Below are 14,142 nucleotides of genomic sequence, written 5' to 3'. Positions count from 1 at the left end.
AGAAGGGCCCCGCCGGAGCGGGGCCCTTCGTGTTCGTCGGCTCGACTCAGAAGTCGAAGTCGGCGATGTTGTCGGCGTTGAACACGAACGGGTCGCCCAGCAGGACGACGCCGTCGGGTCCGACGTCGTAGCTGCCGAGGCGGCCGGCCTCGAAACTGTCACCCTCGGCGCCGGTGATCTCGCCGGCGATGAGGGCGTTGGCGGCGTAGGCCGCCAGGTAGCCCAGGTCGCCCGGGTTCCAGAGCGCGAAGGCGGTGACGGTGCCGTCCTCGACGTACTCACGCATCTGGTTGGGGGTGCCCAGACCGGTCAGCGCCACCTCGCCCTTGTACTCGGACGTGGAGAGGTAGCGGGCTGCGGCGGCGATGCCGACCGTGGTGGGCGAGACGATGCCCTTCAGGTCGGGGTAGGTCTGCAGCAGTGCCGCGGTGCGGTCGAACGACATCTGGTCGTCGTCGTCACCGTAGACGACCTCGACCAGCTCGATGTCGGGGTGGTTGGCCTCCAGTTCGGCCTCCATCAGCTCGATCCAGGCGTTCTGGTTCGTGGCGTTGGCGGCGGCGGACAGGATGGCGACCTGGCCGGAGTCGCCGATCTGCTCGGCGATCAGGTCCACCTGGACCCGGGCGATGCCCTCGGCGTCGGCCTGGTTGATGAACAGGTCGCGGCACTCGGGGCTGGTGTCGGAGTCGAACGTGACCACCTTCACGCCTGCGCTGCGGGCCTCGTCGATGGCGTCGCAGATGGCGCTCGGGTCGTTGGCCGAGATCACCAACGCCCCCGTCCCCTGTTGCGCGGCGGTCTGGATGAAGCTGACCTGCGAGGTGGGGCTGGCGTCGGTGGGGCCGATCTCGCTGAAGGTGCCGCCGATCTCGTCGACGGCCTCCTTGCCACCGGCACTGGAGGTGTCGAAGTACGGGTTGCCGAGGTTCTTCGGGAGGAAGGTGATCGACACGTCGCCGCCACCGGTGCCGGTGGTCTGGGCGGTGCCGGCGGTGTCGTCGGCGGTGGGGTCGCTCTCGGTCGGGGTGTCGCCACCACAACCGGTGAGGGCGAGAGCGGCAGCGGAAGCGACCGCCACCGTGCGGAGGGCGATGCCCGCGTTGCGAAGTCCAAACATCATTGTTTCCTTTCGGTCATGGACTGGATTGTCTGGGGTTGTCGGGGTTGGTTCCTGGTCTGGGTCTCCCGGGTTGTCCGGGCTCACGGGGTGCGCGAGGAAGGGGCGCTCACCCCCCTGCGTCTGCCGATCGCCGCGGCCCGGCGGTCGTGCACCCACGCCAGCAGGCTCGAGGAGATGACTGAGAAGACGAGCAGCAGGCCGGTGATCACGTTGATGATGTCGCTGGTGACGTTGGCCAGGCGCAGGGCGCTGCCCAGGGTGCCGATCAGCAGCACACCGGCGATCACGCCGTGCATCGCACCTCGGCCACCGAAGATCGAGACCCCGCCGAGCAGGACCGCCGCGATGATCTGCAGCTCCAGGCCCATCGCGTTGTCACCGCGCGCGTTGGAGTACAGCAACGTGAAGTAGACGCCGGCGAACGCTGACACCGCACCGCTTGCGACGAAGAGCAGGAACTTGCTGCGCCCGACGTCGATCCCCGAGAAGGCTGCCGCCTCCTTGTTCAGGCCGATGGCGAACAGCGCCCGGCCGAACGGTGTGAAGTGCAGGACGACGGCGAAGACCACGGCCAGCACGGCGAACGCGACCATGATCGTCGGCACCGGCGTGCCGGGGATGTTGGACCTTGCGAAGCTTGTCCACTCCTCGGGGAACTCGGTGATGGCAGTGGTGCCCAGCAGGCCGACGGCGATGCCGCGGAACAGCGCGAGCGTCCCGATCGTGACGGCGAGCGAGGGCAGTCCGACCACCGTCACGAGGAACCCGTTGAGCACTCCGGCGAGCGCCCCCGCGAGCACTGCGACCACGGCCGCCCACAGGAACGGCACCCCCGCCTGGGTGAGCAGGCCGGTCAGGACGCTGGAGAGACCGACGACGCTGGCCACCGAGAGGTCGATCTCCTCGGTGACGATGATCAGCGTCATGGGCAGGGCGATCAACAGGATTGGTGCCACGTCGCGCAGCAGGTAGGTGATGGTGAGCGGCCCGCTGAAGTTGGGCACGACCGCGAGGGAGACCACGTAGACGATCACGAGGATCGCGATGATGGCTGCCTCACGGTTCAGCAGTGCCCTGCGCCAGGCGGGACGGGCGTGGTTCCTGTAGGTGCGGGCAGGTGCCGCTCCGGTGGCGGTCATGCCGTCTCCTCCCGTTCTGCGACGAGTCTTCTGCTCTGTCGGACCGCGAGCACGCGGTCGAGGACGATGGCGCCGATGATCAGGACGCCCACCACTGCACGCGACCAGAAGTCGTGGATGCCGAGGATGGGCAGCGCCCGGTTGATCGTCATCAGCAGGAAGGCGCCGAGCGCGGCTCCCCACAGGGTGCCGACGCCGCCTGCGATGGCCACGCCGCCGATGACGGCGGCACCGATGGCCTGCAGCTCCCAACCGGTGCCGGCCGCGGAGCTGACCGTGCCGTACCGGGCGGCGAACAGTACCCCGGCCAGGCCGGAGAGGGCTCCGGAGAGCACGAACGCCACCACGATCCGCCGCGTCACCTTGAGTCCGTAGAGGTGGGCGGCGTCGGGATCGGAACCGATGGCGTAGAATTCGCGGCCGCCCCGCATGTTGCGCAGGTACCAGGCGACGATCACGAGCACCACCACCGCGATGATCGTCAGCACGGGGATCCCCAGCACCTGCTGGGTGCCGAGCGCCCGGAATCCGAGCGGCAGGTCCGAGGCGTTGATCCGGCTGCTGCCGGCCCAGGCCACGTTGAGCCCGCGGTAGATGTACATGGTGCCGAGCGTGATTACGAGGGCGGGTACGCGTGCGAACGCGATGAGAAGTCCGTTGATCGCGCCCAGGACCGCCCCGAACGCCGCGCCCGCGAGGATCACCGCGACGATCGGGATGCCCGGCACGTCGATGAACAGGCGTCCGGTCAGGTACGCGGACAGGCCGACCACCGAACTGACGGACAGGTCGATGTTGCGCGTGATGATCACCACTGCCTGGCCCACGGCCACCAGCAGGAGCAGGGACGGCGTCAGGAGCAGGTCCCGGAAGCCGTCCGAGGAGAACAGGAAGTTCGGGTTGCGCAGGGTCGCCGCCGCGATCACCAGCAGCAGCGCGATGACGATCCCGAGTTCACGAGCCTTGCCCAACGACTTCAGGTAGGAGGTCGCGGCGCTCATCGCGACACCTCCTGGGCCACGGTGGCGGCGCGCATCACGTTCTCGGGGGTGGCTTCGTCCCGGGAGAACTCCGCGGTCAGCGAGCCCTCACGCATCACCAGCACCCTGTCGGCCATGCCGAGCACCTCGGGCAGTTCGGAGGAGATCATCAGGATCGCGATCCCCTGCTGGGCGAGCGTGCTGATGAGACGGTGGACCTCGGCCTTGGTCCCGACGTCGATGCCGCGCGTGGGCTCGTCCACGATCAGCAGCTTCGGCTCGGTGGCGAGCCACTTGCCGAGCACCAGCTTCTGCTGGTTGCCGCCCGAGAGGGTCCCGGCCTCCGCGTCGAGCGCCGCGGTCTTGACCTCGAGCCGGCTGGCCCACACCTTGGCGGCCTCGTTCTCGAGGCCGCTCCACAGCAGTCCCCACTTCGCGAGCCGCGAGCGGATGCTGAGCGTGATGTTGCGGGAGACGCCGTCGTCGAGGACGAGGCCCTGCTTGCGACGGTCCTCCGGGACGAGCGCGACGCCGCGGGCGGTCGACAGCCTGGGGTTGCCCCCGGGAAGCGGCCTGCCGTGCAGCCGCACGGACCCGGCCTCGTACCGGTCCACCCCGAAGACCGCGCGGGCCACCTCGCTGCGGCCGGCGCCCACGAGCCCGGCCAACCCGACGATCTCCCCCGCGCGCACGCTGAAGGAGATGTCGCGGAACACGCCGGTGCGGGTCAGGCCCTCCACCTCGAGGACGACGTCGCCGACGTCGGCGGGCAGCTTCGGGTACATCTCGGTGACGTCGCGGCCGACCATCAGGCTGACGAGTTCGTCGACGCTGGTCTCGTCGATCGGGAGGGTGTCGATGTAGGAGCCGTCCCGCATCACGGTGACGGTGTCGCAGAGTTCGAAGACCTCGTCGAAGCGGTGGGAGATGAACAGCAGCGCCCGGTCCTCGTCGCGCAGGCTGCGGGCGACGGCGAACAGCCGCTCCACCTCGAAGCCCGACAGCGCCGCCGTGGGCTCGTCCATGATCATCACCCGCGCGTCCAGGGAGATCGCCTTGGCGATCTCGATGAGCTGCTGGTCCGCGATGGACAGGCCCTCGACGACACGGTCCGGGTTGATGGCCACGCCGAGCCGCTCGAAGATCTCGAGCGCCTCCGCGCGCATCGCGCGCCGGTCGATCCGCCCGATCCGGTCGGTGGGCTGGCGGCCCATGAAGATGTTCTCCGTGACCGTGAGGTCCGGGAAGAGTGTGGGCTCCTGGTAGATCACGGCGATCCCGGCGGCCTTGGACTGCGAGGTGCTCGTGAAGTCGACGGACTCGCCCTCCAGCCTCAGCTCGCCCGAGTCGCGGCGGTAGAGGCCCGCCACGATCTTGACGAGCGTCGACTTGCCCGCACCGTTCTCACCGACGAGCGCGTGGATCGATCCGCGTCGCATGGTCAGTGAGCCCGAGCGCAGGGCCACGACTGGTCCGAATGACTTGACGACCCGCTCCAGCTCCAGCGCTGGCGGAGACGGGGTCACCACCGCGTCCTCCATGTGGCCTCCTCTTCGAGGTTTGTGGGGCATGAAACGATTCATGCGTTGTTCAGTTACTATATGGACGCGCCGGTGAGCCGGTCAAGTGAAACGTCATAGGTGACGGAATCGTTATAGGCGGAGGTATCGATGGCGGTCAGTATTCGCGACGTGGCACAGCGAGCGGGCGTCTCCGTGGGCACGGTCTCGAACGTCCTGAACCGTCCCGAGGTGGTCTCCGAGGAGTCCGTCGTCCGCGTGACGCAGGCGATCGAGGAACTCGGCTACGTGCGCAACGAGGCGGCCAGGAAGCTGCGCGGCGGCGTGAGCTCCACCGTCGGGTTCGTGGTCCTCGACGGGCAGAACCCGTACTTCAACGAAGTGGTGCGCGGCGCCGAGGACGAGGCCACCAAGCACGGCATCGCCATCATCCACGGCAACACCGACAACGTGAAGCAACGCGAGCGCCTCTACCTCGACCTGTTCGTCGAGCAGCAGGTCAGGGGCGTGCTCATCTCGCCCTACGGCGACATCACCCGGGAGCTGAAGGAGCTCCGCTCCCGGGGCATCGCGGCGGTTCTCGTGGACAGGTTCTCGGGCGACAACCTGTTCTCGTCGGTGTCCATCGACAGCGTGCTCGGCGGACGCATGGCGGTGGAGCACCTGATCAGGACCGGGCGACGACGCATCGCCTTCGTCGGCGGCCCGTTCGACGTGCGCCAGGTCAACGACCGGCTCGCCGGGGCGCGCGTGGCCGCCGAGCACTCCGAGGTCGACGTCGACCTCGAGGTGGTGGCCACCGCCGAGATGACCATCGAGGAGGGGACCGCGGCCGGCACCCGGCTGCTCGCGCGGCCGCCCTCCGAGCGCCCCGACGGGATCTTCGCCGCCAACGACATGATCGCGCTCGGGCTGCTGCACACGCTCGTCGTGGACGGGCGGATGCTGGTGCCCGACGCCATCGGCCTGATCGGCTTCGACGACATCCCGTTCGCGAAGGTGGGCGCGGTGCCGTTGTCGTCGATCCAGCAGCCGGCCCGCATGATCGGCCGCACCGCGCTGCGGGTCCTGCTGGAGGAGGCCCACGACCCCGAGAGCATCCCCCGCCGCACCGTCTTCCAGCCCGAACTGGTGGTCCGACGCTCCACCGCCCCCAGCACCTGAGCCGGCCCTGCCGCGTCGGTACGCGCGAACGGCCGCGCACCCCTGCAGGGATGCGCGGCCGTCTGCCGTTCGAACCGCGTCAGCCGAGCAGGCCCTTGGCGGTCTGTGCCACGTTGGCGGCGGTGAAGCCGAACTCCTCGAAGCACTTGGCGCCGCTGGCGGAGGCACCGAAGTGCTCCAGCGAGACGGAGGCGCCGCCTGCGCCGACGTACTTGGACCAGCCCATGGAGATGCCGGCCTCGACGCTGACGCGCGCGGTGACGGACGCGGGCAGGACGGACTCCTTGTACTCGTCGTCCATGTCGTCGAACCACTCCTGGCAGGGCATCGAGACCACGCGGGTGGGGATGCCGTCGGCCTCGAGCTGGTCCTGCGCGTCGAGTGCGACCTCGACCTCGGAGCCGGTGGCGATCAGGATCACCCGGGCCTCGGCAGAGGCCTCGCTGAGCACGTAGGCGCCGTTGGCGACGCCGTCGGCCGAGGCGTACTTCTCGCCGCGGGCGACGGTGCGCAGGTCCTGGCGCGACAGCAGCAGGCCCGCCGGGTTCTGCGTGCGGCGCAGGATCTCGCCCCAGGCCACCGAGGTCTCGTTCGCGTCGGCCGGGCGGACGACGTCGAGGCCGGGGATGGCGCGCAGTGCAGCGGCGTGCTCGACCGGCTGGTGCGTGGGGCCGTCCTCGCCCACGCCGACGGAGTCGTGCGTCCACACGAAGGTGCTGGGCACGCCCATGATGGCGGCCAGCCGCACGGCGGGACGCATGTAGTCGGAGAACACCAGGAAGGTACCGCCGTAGGGACGGGTCAGGCCGGACAACGCGATGCCGTTGACGATGCCACCCATGGCGTGCTCGCGGATCCCGAAGTGCAGGGTGCGCCCGTAGGGATTGCCCTGCCACTCGTCGGTCTGGCGCTCCGCCGGAAGGAAGCTGGGCTCGCCCTTCATGGTGGTGTTGTTGGAGCCGGCGAGGTCGGCGGAGCCGCCCCACAGCTCGGGGAGCTGGTCCGCGAGCGCGGCGAGCACCTCACCGGAGGCGGCGCGGGTGGACTTCTTGCCCTCCTCGAACACCGGCAGGGAGAGGTCCTCCGGCAGCTTGTGGGCGCGGACGCGCTCCAGCAGTGCGTTGCGCTCCGGGTTGGCCGACTGCCACTCGGCGAACTTGGCGTCCCACGCCGCGCGGGCGGCGCGACCGCGCTCGGCAACGTTGCGCTGGGCGTGGTCGACGGCGTCCTGGTCGACGGCGAATGGCTCCTGGGCGAAGCCGAGCTTCTCCTTCAGAGCGGCGATCTCGTCGCCACCGATCTTGCTGCCGTGGACACTGTGCGAACCCTGCTTGTTGGGCAGCGGCCAGCCGATGACGGTGGTGAGCTTGATGAACGAGGGGCGGTCGGTGACCGACTTGGCCTCCTCGATCGCCGCGTTGAGGGCGTCGAGGTCCTCGCGGTACTCCGTTCCGCCGTTTGTCCAGTCGACGTGCTGGACGTGCCAGCCGTAGGCCTCGTAGCGGGCGGAGACGTCCTCGGTGAAGGAGATCGGGGTCTGGCCCTCGATCGTGATGCGGTTGTCGTCGTAGAACATGATCAGGTTGCCCAGGTTCTGGGTACCGGCCAGGGACGACGCCTCGGCCGAGACGCCCTCCTGCAGGCAGCCGTCGCCGGCGATCGCGTAGACGTAGTGGTCGAAGACGGACTCGCCCACGGGCGCGTCCGGGTCCAGCAGTCCACGCTCCCGGCGCGCGGCCATGGCCATGCCGACGGCGTTGGAGACGCCGGCGCCGAGCGGGCCGGTGGTGGTCTCCACGAACTTGGTGTGGTGGTACTCGGGGTGGCCCGGGGTCTTGGAGCCCCAGGTGCGCAGCGCCTTGATGTCGTCGAGCTCGAGGTCCGCACCGGCCAGGTAGAGCTGGCAGTACTGGGTGAGCGACGCGTGGCCCGCGGACAGCACGAAGCGGTCACGGCCGAGCCACATGTCGTCGGTGGGATCGATGCTCATGACCTTCTGGTAGAGCAGGTAGGCCAGAGGCGCCAGCGAGACGGGGGTGCCCGGGTGGCCGTTGCCAACCTTCTCCACCGCGTCGACGGCGAGGATGCGGGCGGTGTCGACGGCGCGCGAGTCTAGTTCGGTCCAGTCAAGAGTCACGATCAGTTCTTCCTATCGGGTTGACGCAGGGCGCACGACGCCCATATGCACAGCCCCCACTCTATTGGGCGCCAACTCGATTGGCAGACGGGGGTTCAGAACTGGAACGTCGGACCGGACTCGTCCCAGTGCATGACGCCGGAGAATCCGAGCGCGTCCTCCTCGGCCCCGTCGGGGTCCGGCTCGACCACTGCGTCGTCGGCGGGTGCCGGCTTCTCCCCCGGCTCGACGGGGCGGACGTCGCCCATGTGCTCCCTGACGAGACGCGCGATGCCCTCGCCCGCGTCGGGGTTGTGCTTGCGGATCTCAGCCATTGTCGGCCCCCCACGGGAATACCACCCAGTCCTGCGTCTGCTTCCAGACGAAGTCGGCGGTGAATATGGTGTTCGGCTTGGAGTAGAGCACGGCGCTGCGGACGTCCGCGCCGAAACCGCGCAGCAGCTTGGTGACCAGGCCGAGGGTGCGGCCGGAGTCCGTGACGTCGTCGACCACCAGCAGCTGCCTGCCCGCGATGGACTCGCTGTCCAGCAGCGGCGCGAGCAGCACCGGGTCGGCCACCGGCTCGGAGGGGTCCGCGTAGCGCTCGACGTTGATGGCGTCGGCAAGGTCGACGTCGAGGGCGTAGGCAAGGGCGCCGGCCGGGAGGAGCCCACCCCGCGCGACGGCGATGATCACCGTGGGCTCGAACCCCGATTCCCGGACCTGTTGCGCCAGGCCACGGCACGCCTCGCCGAACCCGCCCCAGGTGAGTACTTCCCGCTCGTCCATGGAGCAATGCTAACGGTGCGGCGGCGCTCAGTCCTCGGCAGGGAACGTCAGCGTGGTGAACAGGACGTCGAGCCAGCGCCCGAACTTGCGGCCCACCTGGGGCAGGACGGCGGACTCCTCGAACCCCAGCCGACGGTGGAAGGTGCGGGAGGCCTCGTTCTCGGCGTCGAGGACGCCCACCATGACGTGGACGCCGTGGCCGCGGGCGTAGTCGATCAGGGCGGACATCAGCATCCGCCCGGCACCGGCCGCACGTCGACCGGGGGCCACGTAGACGGAGTGCTCGACGGTGTGGGCGTAGCCCGCCTTGTCCCGGAAGGGGCCGTAGCAGGCGTACCCGACGACCTCGCCCTCGTCCTCGAGGACGAGCACCGGGAATCCCGCGGAGTGGAGCCTGTCGAACCAGGCCCGGCGGTTGGTCAGGTCCACGGGCTCGAGGTCGTAGGAGGCGGTGGTCCCCACTCCGGCCTCGTTGTAGATGTCGACGATCGCCTGGAGGTCGGCGGGCTTGGCCGAGCGGATGGTGGGCGCCATGTGAGGAATTCTATGCGGCGCCGATACCGTGGTCCGCATGGCCACTCCCGAGGAGTTCGCAGCCGCCGGCGTGCGAAGCATCTCCAACCCGCACTGCACCGCCACCGCGATGGACCTGGGCGCCACCGTCTTGTCCTGGCGGCCCGCCGGCGACGACGAGGTGCTGTTCGTCAGTCGCGACGCCGCCGTCGGCGAGGGACTCGAGATCCACGGCGGCATCCCCATCTGCGCCCCGTGGTTCGGGCAGGGCCGCGACGAGGTCGAGGTGCCCGCGCCGCACGGCCTCGTCCGCTGGGTACCGTGGCAGCTCTCCTCGCAGTCCGAGGACGAGCACGGCACGCGGCTCGTGTGGGAACTGGAGGCCGTCGACGTCGCCCACCTGCCGGGGGCCGAGAACTACCCCTCCGACCTCTGGTTCCGCTACGAGGCGAACTTCGGCCGCGACCTCACAGTGCGGTTCACCGTCGGGTCCCCCACCACGGAGTTCGTGCTCGACGAGGCACTCCACACCTACTTCGCGGTGCCCGGGGGCGGGGCCCGGATCCTCGGCCTCGACGGCACCCAGATGCGCGACCACACCGTCTCGCCACCCGTCAGTCGCTCCACCGACGGCGATCCGGAACTGCCCGCCGCGCTGAACGCGGTCCACCGTCATTCGGGGGAGGTCGCGCTCGTGGGCCCGGACCGCACCATCCGGATCCGCTCGGGCAAGGCCGCCAGCATCGTTGTCTGGAACCCCGGGCCCGACGTGCCCCCCGCCTTCGCGGCAGACGAGTGGGACCAGATGGTTTGCATCGAGGTCGGCAACGTCCAGCGCGACGCGGTGACGGTCCTCGCCGGCGGCTCCCACACGATGGTCATGACGATTTCGGTGGAGGCCCGTTCGGCGACGGCGTGACCCCCGGCAGGTACTTCCACAGCCAGAGCCCGCCCGCCACGCAGAGCACGCCCGTGGCCAGCCCTGCCGCAGCCACCGGCGCGAAGAGCGTGACCCCGGTCACGAGGCCGGGGCCGGCGAACCTGCCGACGCTGGTGATGGTGTTCCAGCGGGCGAGGTGGCGGGTCCGGTGCTCCTCGGGCGATAGGTCGACGCCTAGCGTCATGACGATGCCGGCACTCAGTCCGTTGCCGAGGGCGACGAACACGGCGGACACGGTGACTGCCACCAGCGCCCCGGCCTCCGACCTGGTGCCGATCGTGACGGCGAGCACGGCGAGCAGCACGTAGGACAGGCCACTGACCAGCAGCGCCGGAACGGCGACGGCCGCCCTGCCCCTACGGTCCATCAACGTGCCGGCCGGGACGAACATCACGATCTCCACCAGCGCGGCGGCGCCGAAGACCAGCGAGATCGTGGCCGCGTCGAGGCCGAGCACCGCACCGAGCAGTGGCAGGATCAGCGGGCGGTTGATGCGCGCCATGTTCAAGGGGACGATGCCGAGCCCGGTCAGGAGCATCGTGGTGATCGCCGGCCTGCCGGGCGCATGGGGGGCGGGGGTCGGCGGGATCGGGGTCCGGGAGGCCTCGCGTCGGCTGGCGCGAGAGGCCGCCGGGCCGTCGCCCTCGGGGGGCAGCATCTTGAACGTCACCAACAGCGTCGCGGCCAGCGCGGTCACCGCCTGCAGCAGGAACACGTAGCCCTCGTGGGCCACCACCAGCACTCCGGCGCCCAGCACCGGACCGATCACCTGTCCGATGCGCATCATTCCGCCGAGGGTGGACATGCCCCGCGCGCGCACCGCCACCGGCAGCTGCGAGCCCATGTAGGACTGCCGTCCCAGCATCCAGACCTGCTGGCACACGGCCGAGGCGAACAGGACCAGGACGAACGCGACCCTGTGCCACCAGTCATCGCCCCCACCGAGGCCGTCGGACACGACGGCGAAGCCTGCCAGCCCGCTGAGCGCGAGCCCGACGCCCATCACGATCATTGCCGTCCGCTCCCCGACCATGGTCATGGCCCTCCCGGCGGGGATCGGTCCGAGCACCCCGACGAGTCCGGAGATCATCGTCAGCGCGGCGGCCGCCGGGACGCTGAACCCCAGCTCGAGCGCGATCAGCGGGATCATCGGCATCAGGGCGGTGGAGCCGATGGCGGCGAGCAGCATCGGCGCATAGATGGGCCACACCAGCCTCGCCAGTGCCTGCCGCGCGCTCGGCGCCCGTTCGCTCACGACCAACATGCTCTCACCTCAAAGTCTCTTGATATCAAGATACCATGCTCGGCAAAACTGGCCCCGCCCCGTCCTACCCTGTCCAGAGGAGGACCGATGCTGCCGAGACGCCCGATCACGACCCTGTCGGCCATCGCCGTGCTCGCCGCGACGCTGTCGGCTTGCGGGCCCCTGCTGCCGGGCGCGACGGTCGGCCACGTCGTCGTGCAGTGGGACGAGGCGACGCACGACCTCAGCGGCTTCGACAAGCGGGCGCCGGTGCGGATCATCGCCACCGAGGAGGACTGGCTCGACTGGCTGGAGGAGTTGCCGCCGGCCATGCGCGACGCCAACGGTGCCGCCGTCGAGCAGGTGGACCTGGACGACTCGGTGTTGCTGGTGGCCGCCTGGCCCAGGTGCACCGAGGTGGCCTCGGTCGAGGACGGGGGCGGCGGCGCCGTCCGGTTCGCACTCCGCGACCCGGAGCCGGAGACCATGTGTGCGTGGTCCCCCACCCAGGTCCAGGTCTGGGACCTGCCGCTGTCACAGTTGGGCGTCGAGCGCGGGGAGGTACACCTTGTCCCGTGAGCGAATCGCCGCAGCCTTCGTGGCCGCGCCCCGACCGGCGTTCCTGCCGGAGCACCTGCGCGCGCAGTGGCAGCTCGACTGCCCGTTGCCGTTGACCCACGGACAGACGAACTCCCAGCCCAGCACCGTCGCCGCGATGCTGGAACTGCTCGACGTCGCCCCCGGGATGAAGGTGCTCGACGTCGGCTCCGGGTCCGGCTGGACCACCGCGCTCCTGGCGGAACTGGTGGGTCCGCAGGGCCGCGTGATCGGCGTCGAGCGGGTGCCGGCCCTGGTGGAGCACGGACGCGCGGCGCTGCGCTCCGGGGACTGGCCACAGGCGGAGATCCGACCTGCCGAGCACGGCCGCCTCGGCCTGCCCGACGAGGCGCCGTTCGACAGGATCCTCGTCTCCGCGATGGCAGGGACACTGCCCACTGCGCTGGTGGACCAGCTCGCCGAAGAGGGCGTGATGGTGGTGCCCGTCGACGGCCGGATGACCCGGGTCCTCAGGCGCGGCCCCGGCGCCGAGACCACCGAGCACGGGCTCTACGTGTTCGTCCCACTCGTCGAGGACTGATCCGGCGGAACCAGTTCCTTGGGGAGGTGGTGCATGACCACCACGACGGTGTCGTCGGTCTTCCAGTCGAGCTCCTGGCAGCGGCGCCTCAACTCCTCCACCTGGTCCACCGTCGGGTCCACGCCGCGCCTGGGCACCACCATCACCTCGCTGTGGAAGACGTGGCCCATGTCGCGGACCCGGACGGTGGCGCGGTCCACCCAGTCGGTCCGGTCGGCCTCGTCGCGGAGCTTGTCCACGAGGGGGTGCGGTTCCGCCGAGTCGATCTCGCTGGCGCGGGCATCGAGCAGGTCACGGACCGCCTCCCGGATGTTCTTCCAGCCGTCCCACAGGATGCTCAGCGAGACCAGGATGGCCGCCACGGAGTCGGCCCACCACAGCCCGAACCCGATCCCGGTCACCCCGGCGATGGTGGCGGCACCCGTGGTCCAGTCGGCCTTGTTCATGTCCGCGTCCGCACTCAGGACCTTGTCGTGCAGGGGACGGGCCAGCTTCATCTTGAGCCGGCCGAGGATCATGGGCGGCACCATCACGATGGCCATCACCACGATCATCAGCCATCCCGCCCACACGGTGACGCCGGCGAACGAGAACACCCCGATCGGCGGGTGCTCGCCCTTGACCAGCCCGGAGGCGCCGTTCCAGACGAGGGAGGCACCCAGTACGAGGAGGGTGACGGCCGCCACCAGGTGGCCCGCCCCGATGGCGCGGTGGTGGCCGTAGGGGTGGTCGGGGTCCCGGCTCTTGCCGGTGCGCCACACGCCGACGAGGAAGACGATGGGCGGGAGCAGCGCGAGTGCGTCCTCCGCGAAAGCGGTGCGCATGGCCTGCGACTGCCCCGCCACCAGGCCGACGGAGGTGACCACCAGGGCCATGACGAACAGGCTCACCCACTGCAGGCGGACGGCCTTGTGGAGCAACTCCCGCTCGTGCTCCGGCAGCGTCGTGTGCCCGCTCATGGTTCCAGCCCCTCGCTGATCAGGAACCGCTCGAGGCTGGACTGCAGGGCGTTCTCCCCCATCAGGACGGCGATCACCAGCTTGCTCGGCTTCCCGTCGGGACCGTTCACCTCGGCGTACGGGCGGGTGAGGGCGGCGTGGGTGGTCCAGGGCGAGTCGGAGGCGAGGCCACCGATGACGATGTCCAACTCCCCCAGCTTCAGCCGTTCCATCAGCACGCTCTCGGCGCCGTCGCTCCATGCGACCTCGGCGCCGATGGAGTCGGCCCAGCCCTGAATGATTTCCACCTCCTCACCGGAGACGGACCCGTCGTCGGCCACCTCCGTGTGGGGCGGGTTCTCCGAGACCCCGACCCGCAACTCGCCGCCCATGGCGCGCAGCAGCGTGCCCTCGGGGTCCCGCGGAAAGTCAGGTTCGGTGCATCCCGGCAGCAGCACCAGCAGTGCCGCCACCAGCGCCAGCCACGTTCTCGTGCCCATGGCAGGCACCGTACTCCCAGGGCCGGGTCATGACACGAT

General features: G+C 69.9%; 15 protein-coding genes. 4 read left to right on the top strand and 11 right to left on the bottom strand.

Annotated elements, in window-relative coordinates:
* Positions 1 to 46: 46 nt before the first annotated feature.
* The 4 genes from rhaS to FOJ82_RS06465 form a co-directional block, all read right to left on the bottom strand.
* Positions 47 to 1,123 (bottom strand): rhamnose ABC transporter substrate-binding protein, encoded by a 1,077-nt coding sequence (rhaS, locus tag FOJ82_RS06480; RefSeq protein ID WP_221933054.1) that lies wholly within the window; start codon positions 1,121 to 1,123, stop codon positions 47 to 49.
* An 80-nt stretch (positions 1,124 to 1,203) separates the two neighbouring features.
* Positions 1,204 to 2,262 (bottom strand): ABC transporter permease, encoded by a 1,059-nt coding sequence (locus FOJ82_RS06475; RefSeq protein WP_143937647.1) that lies wholly within the window; start codon positions 2,260 to 2,262, stop codon positions 1,204 to 1,206.
* Positions 2,259 to 3,263, bottom strand: coding sequence for an ABC transporter permease (locus FOJ82_RS06470; protein ID WP_143937646.1), 1,005 nt, complete (start codon positions 3,261 to 3,263; stop codon positions 2,259 to 2,261). The genes FOJ82_RS06475 and FOJ82_RS06470 overlap by 4 nt, the downstream gene beginning before the upstream one ends.
* Positions 3,260 to 4,783 carry a sugar ABC transporter ATP-binding protein gene (locus tag FOJ82_RS06465; RefSeq protein WP_143937645.1) on the bottom strand — a complete coding sequence of 508 codons (1,524 nt, stop codon included), beginning with the start codon at positions 4,781 to 4,783 and terminating at the stop codon, positions 3,260 to 3,262. Before FOJ82_RS06465 ends, FOJ82_RS06470 begins: the two co-directional genes overlap by 4 nt.
* Positions 4,784 to 4,933: 150 nt before the next feature.
* Here FOJ82_RS06465 and FOJ82_RS06460 point away from each other — a divergent pair, with 150 nt between their 5' ends.
* A complete protein-coding gene (locus FOJ82_RS06460; RefSeq protein ID WP_221933053.1) occupies positions 4,934 to 5,926 on the top strand; it encodes a LacI family DNA-binding transcriptional regulator in 993 nt (330 codons plus the stop codon).
* 79 nt (positions 5,927 to 6,005) lie between these two features.
* On the opposite strand, the gene tkt is transcribed toward FOJ82_RS06460, so the two are convergent.
* The 4 genes from tkt to FOJ82_RS06440 all read right to left on the bottom strand — a co-directional run bounded on the left by tkt (position 6,006) and on the right by FOJ82_RS06440 (position 9,365).
* On the bottom strand, positions 6,006 to 8,063 hold the full coding sequence (tkt, locus tag FOJ82_RS06455) for a transketolase (protein ID WP_425472484.1): 2,058 nt from the start codon (positions 8,061 to 8,063) through the stop codon (positions 6,006 to 6,008).
* Positions 8,064 to 8,158: 95 nt separating this feature from the next.
* Entirely contained in the window at positions 8,159 to 8,377 is a 219-nt protein-coding gene (locus FOJ82_RS06450; RefSeq protein ID WP_143937642.1) for a hypothetical protein, read from the bottom strand.
* Positions 8,370 to 8,831, bottom strand: coding sequence for a phosphoribosyltransferase (locus tag FOJ82_RS06445; protein ID WP_143937641.1), 462 nt, complete (start codon positions 8,829 to 8,831; stop codon positions 8,370 to 8,372). Before FOJ82_RS06445 ends, FOJ82_RS06450 begins: the two co-directional genes overlap by 8 nt.
* Before the next feature lie 27 nt (positions 8,832 to 8,858).
* Positions 8,859 to 9,365 carry a GNAT family N-acetyltransferase gene (locus FOJ82_RS06440; protein WP_143937640.1) on the bottom strand — a complete coding sequence of 169 codons (507 nt, stop codon included), beginning with the start codon at positions 9,363 to 9,365 and terminating at the stop codon, positions 8,859 to 8,861.
* Positions 9,366 to 9,402: 37 nt separating this feature from the next.
* On the opposite strand from FOJ82_RS06440, the gene FOJ82_RS06435 reads away from it, so the two are divergent.
* Positions 9,403 to 10,263: an aldose epimerase family protein gene (locus tag FOJ82_RS06435; RefSeq protein ID WP_143937639.1), complete on the top strand. Its 861-nt coding sequence runs from the start codon at positions 9,403 to 9,405 to the stop codon at positions 10,261 to 10,263.
* On the opposite strand, the gene FOJ82_RS06430 is transcribed toward FOJ82_RS06435, so the two are convergent.
* On the bottom strand, positions 10,223 to 11,548 hold the full coding sequence (locus FOJ82_RS06430; RefSeq protein WP_143937638.1) for an MFS transporter: 1,326 nt from the start codon (positions 11,546 to 11,548) through the stop codon (positions 10,223 to 10,225). The two genes, FOJ82_RS06435 and FOJ82_RS06430, sit on opposite strands and share 41 nt — an antisense overlap.
* Before the next feature lie 87 nt (positions 11,549 to 11,635).
* Here FOJ82_RS06430 and FOJ82_RS16665 point away from each other — a divergent pair, with 87 nt between their 5' ends.
* Entirely contained in the window at positions 11,636 to 12,106 is a 471-nt protein-coding gene (locus FOJ82_RS16665) for a hypothetical protein (protein ID WP_246099782.1), read from the top strand.
* Positions 12,096 to 12,665 carry a protein-L-isoaspartate O-methyltransferase family protein gene (locus FOJ82_RS16660; RefSeq protein ID WP_246099781.1) on the top strand — a complete coding sequence of 190 codons (570 nt, stop codon included), beginning with the start codon at positions 12,096 to 12,098 and terminating at the stop codon, positions 12,663 to 12,665. The genes FOJ82_RS16665 and FOJ82_RS16660 overlap by 11 nt, the downstream gene beginning before the upstream one ends.
* Here FOJ82_RS16660 and FOJ82_RS06420 read toward each other — a convergent pair.
* Together FOJ82_RS06420 and FOJ82_RS06415 are read right to left on the bottom strand one after the other, a co-directional pair.
* On the bottom strand, positions 12,635 to 13,624 hold the full coding sequence (locus tag FOJ82_RS06420) for a cation diffusion facilitator family transporter (protein WP_143937637.1): 990 nt from the start codon (positions 13,622 to 13,624) through the stop codon (positions 12,635 to 12,637). The genes FOJ82_RS16660 and FOJ82_RS06420 overlap by 31 nt on opposite strands.
* Positions 13,621 to 14,103 carry a transporter substrate-binding domain-containing protein gene (locus FOJ82_RS06415; RefSeq protein WP_143937636.1) on the bottom strand — a complete coding sequence of 161 codons (483 nt, stop codon included), beginning with the start codon at positions 14,101 to 14,103 and terminating at the stop codon, positions 13,621 to 13,623. Before FOJ82_RS06415 ends, FOJ82_RS06420 begins: the two co-directional genes overlap by 4 nt.
* Positions 14,104 to 14,142: the final 39 nt, after the last annotated feature.

The organism is Tessaracoccus rhinocerotis (assembly GCF_007197885.1).
GTDB classification, from domain to species: Bacteria; Actinomycetota; Actinomycetes; order Propionibacteriales; family Propionibacteriaceae; genus Arachnia; species Arachnia rhinocerotis.
This window is presented reverse-complemented; position numbering and strand designations above follow the sequence as displayed.

Coding starts and splice junctions, on each gene's coding strand:
- FOJ82_RS06430 (WP_143937638.1), bottom strand. CDS start 11,548: ATGTTGGTCGTGAGCGAACGGGCGCCGAGCGCGCGGCAGGCACTGGCG.
- FOJ82_RS06445 (WP_143937641.1), bottom strand. CDS start 8,831: ATGGACGAGCGGGAAGTACTCACCTGGGGCGGGTTCGGCGAGGCGTGC.
- FOJ82_RS16665 (WP_246099782.1), top strand. CDS start 11,636: ATGCTGCCGAGACGCCCGATCACGACCCTGTCGGCCATCGCCGTGCTC.
- rhaS (WP_221933054.1), bottom strand. CDS start 1,123: ATGATGTTTGGACTTCGCAACGCGGGCATCGCCCTCCGCACGGTGGCG.
- FOJ82_RS06470 (WP_143937646.1), bottom strand. CDS start 3,263: ATGAGCGCCGCGACCTCCTACCTGAAGTCGTTGGGCAAGGCTCGTGAA.
- FOJ82_RS06435 (WP_143937639.1), top strand. CDS start 9,403: ATGGCCACTCCCGAGGAGTTCGCAGCCGCCGGCGTGCGAAGCATCTCC.
- FOJ82_RS06420 (WP_143937637.1), bottom strand. CDS start 13,624: ATGAGCGGGCACACGACGCTGCCGGAGCACGAGCGGGAGTTGCTCCAC.
- FOJ82_RS06450 (WP_143937642.1), bottom strand. CDS start 8,377: ATGGCTGAGATCCGCAAGCACAACCCCGACGCGGGCGAGGGCATCGCG.
- FOJ82_RS06465 (WP_143937645.1), bottom strand. CDS start 4,783: ATGGAGGACGCGGTGGTGACCCCGTCTCCGCCAGCGCTGGAGCTGGAG.
- FOJ82_RS06440 (WP_143937640.1), bottom strand. CDS start 9,365: ATGGCGCCCACCATCCGCTCGGCCAAGCCCGCCGACCTCCAGGCGATC.
- FOJ82_RS06415 (WP_143937636.1), bottom strand. CDS start 14,103: ATGGGCACGAGAACGTGGCTGGCGCTGGTGGCGGCACTGCTGGTGCTG.
- FOJ82_RS06475 (WP_143937647.1), bottom strand. CDS start 2,262: ATGACCGCCACCGGAGCGGCACCTGCCCGCACCTACAGGAACCACGCC.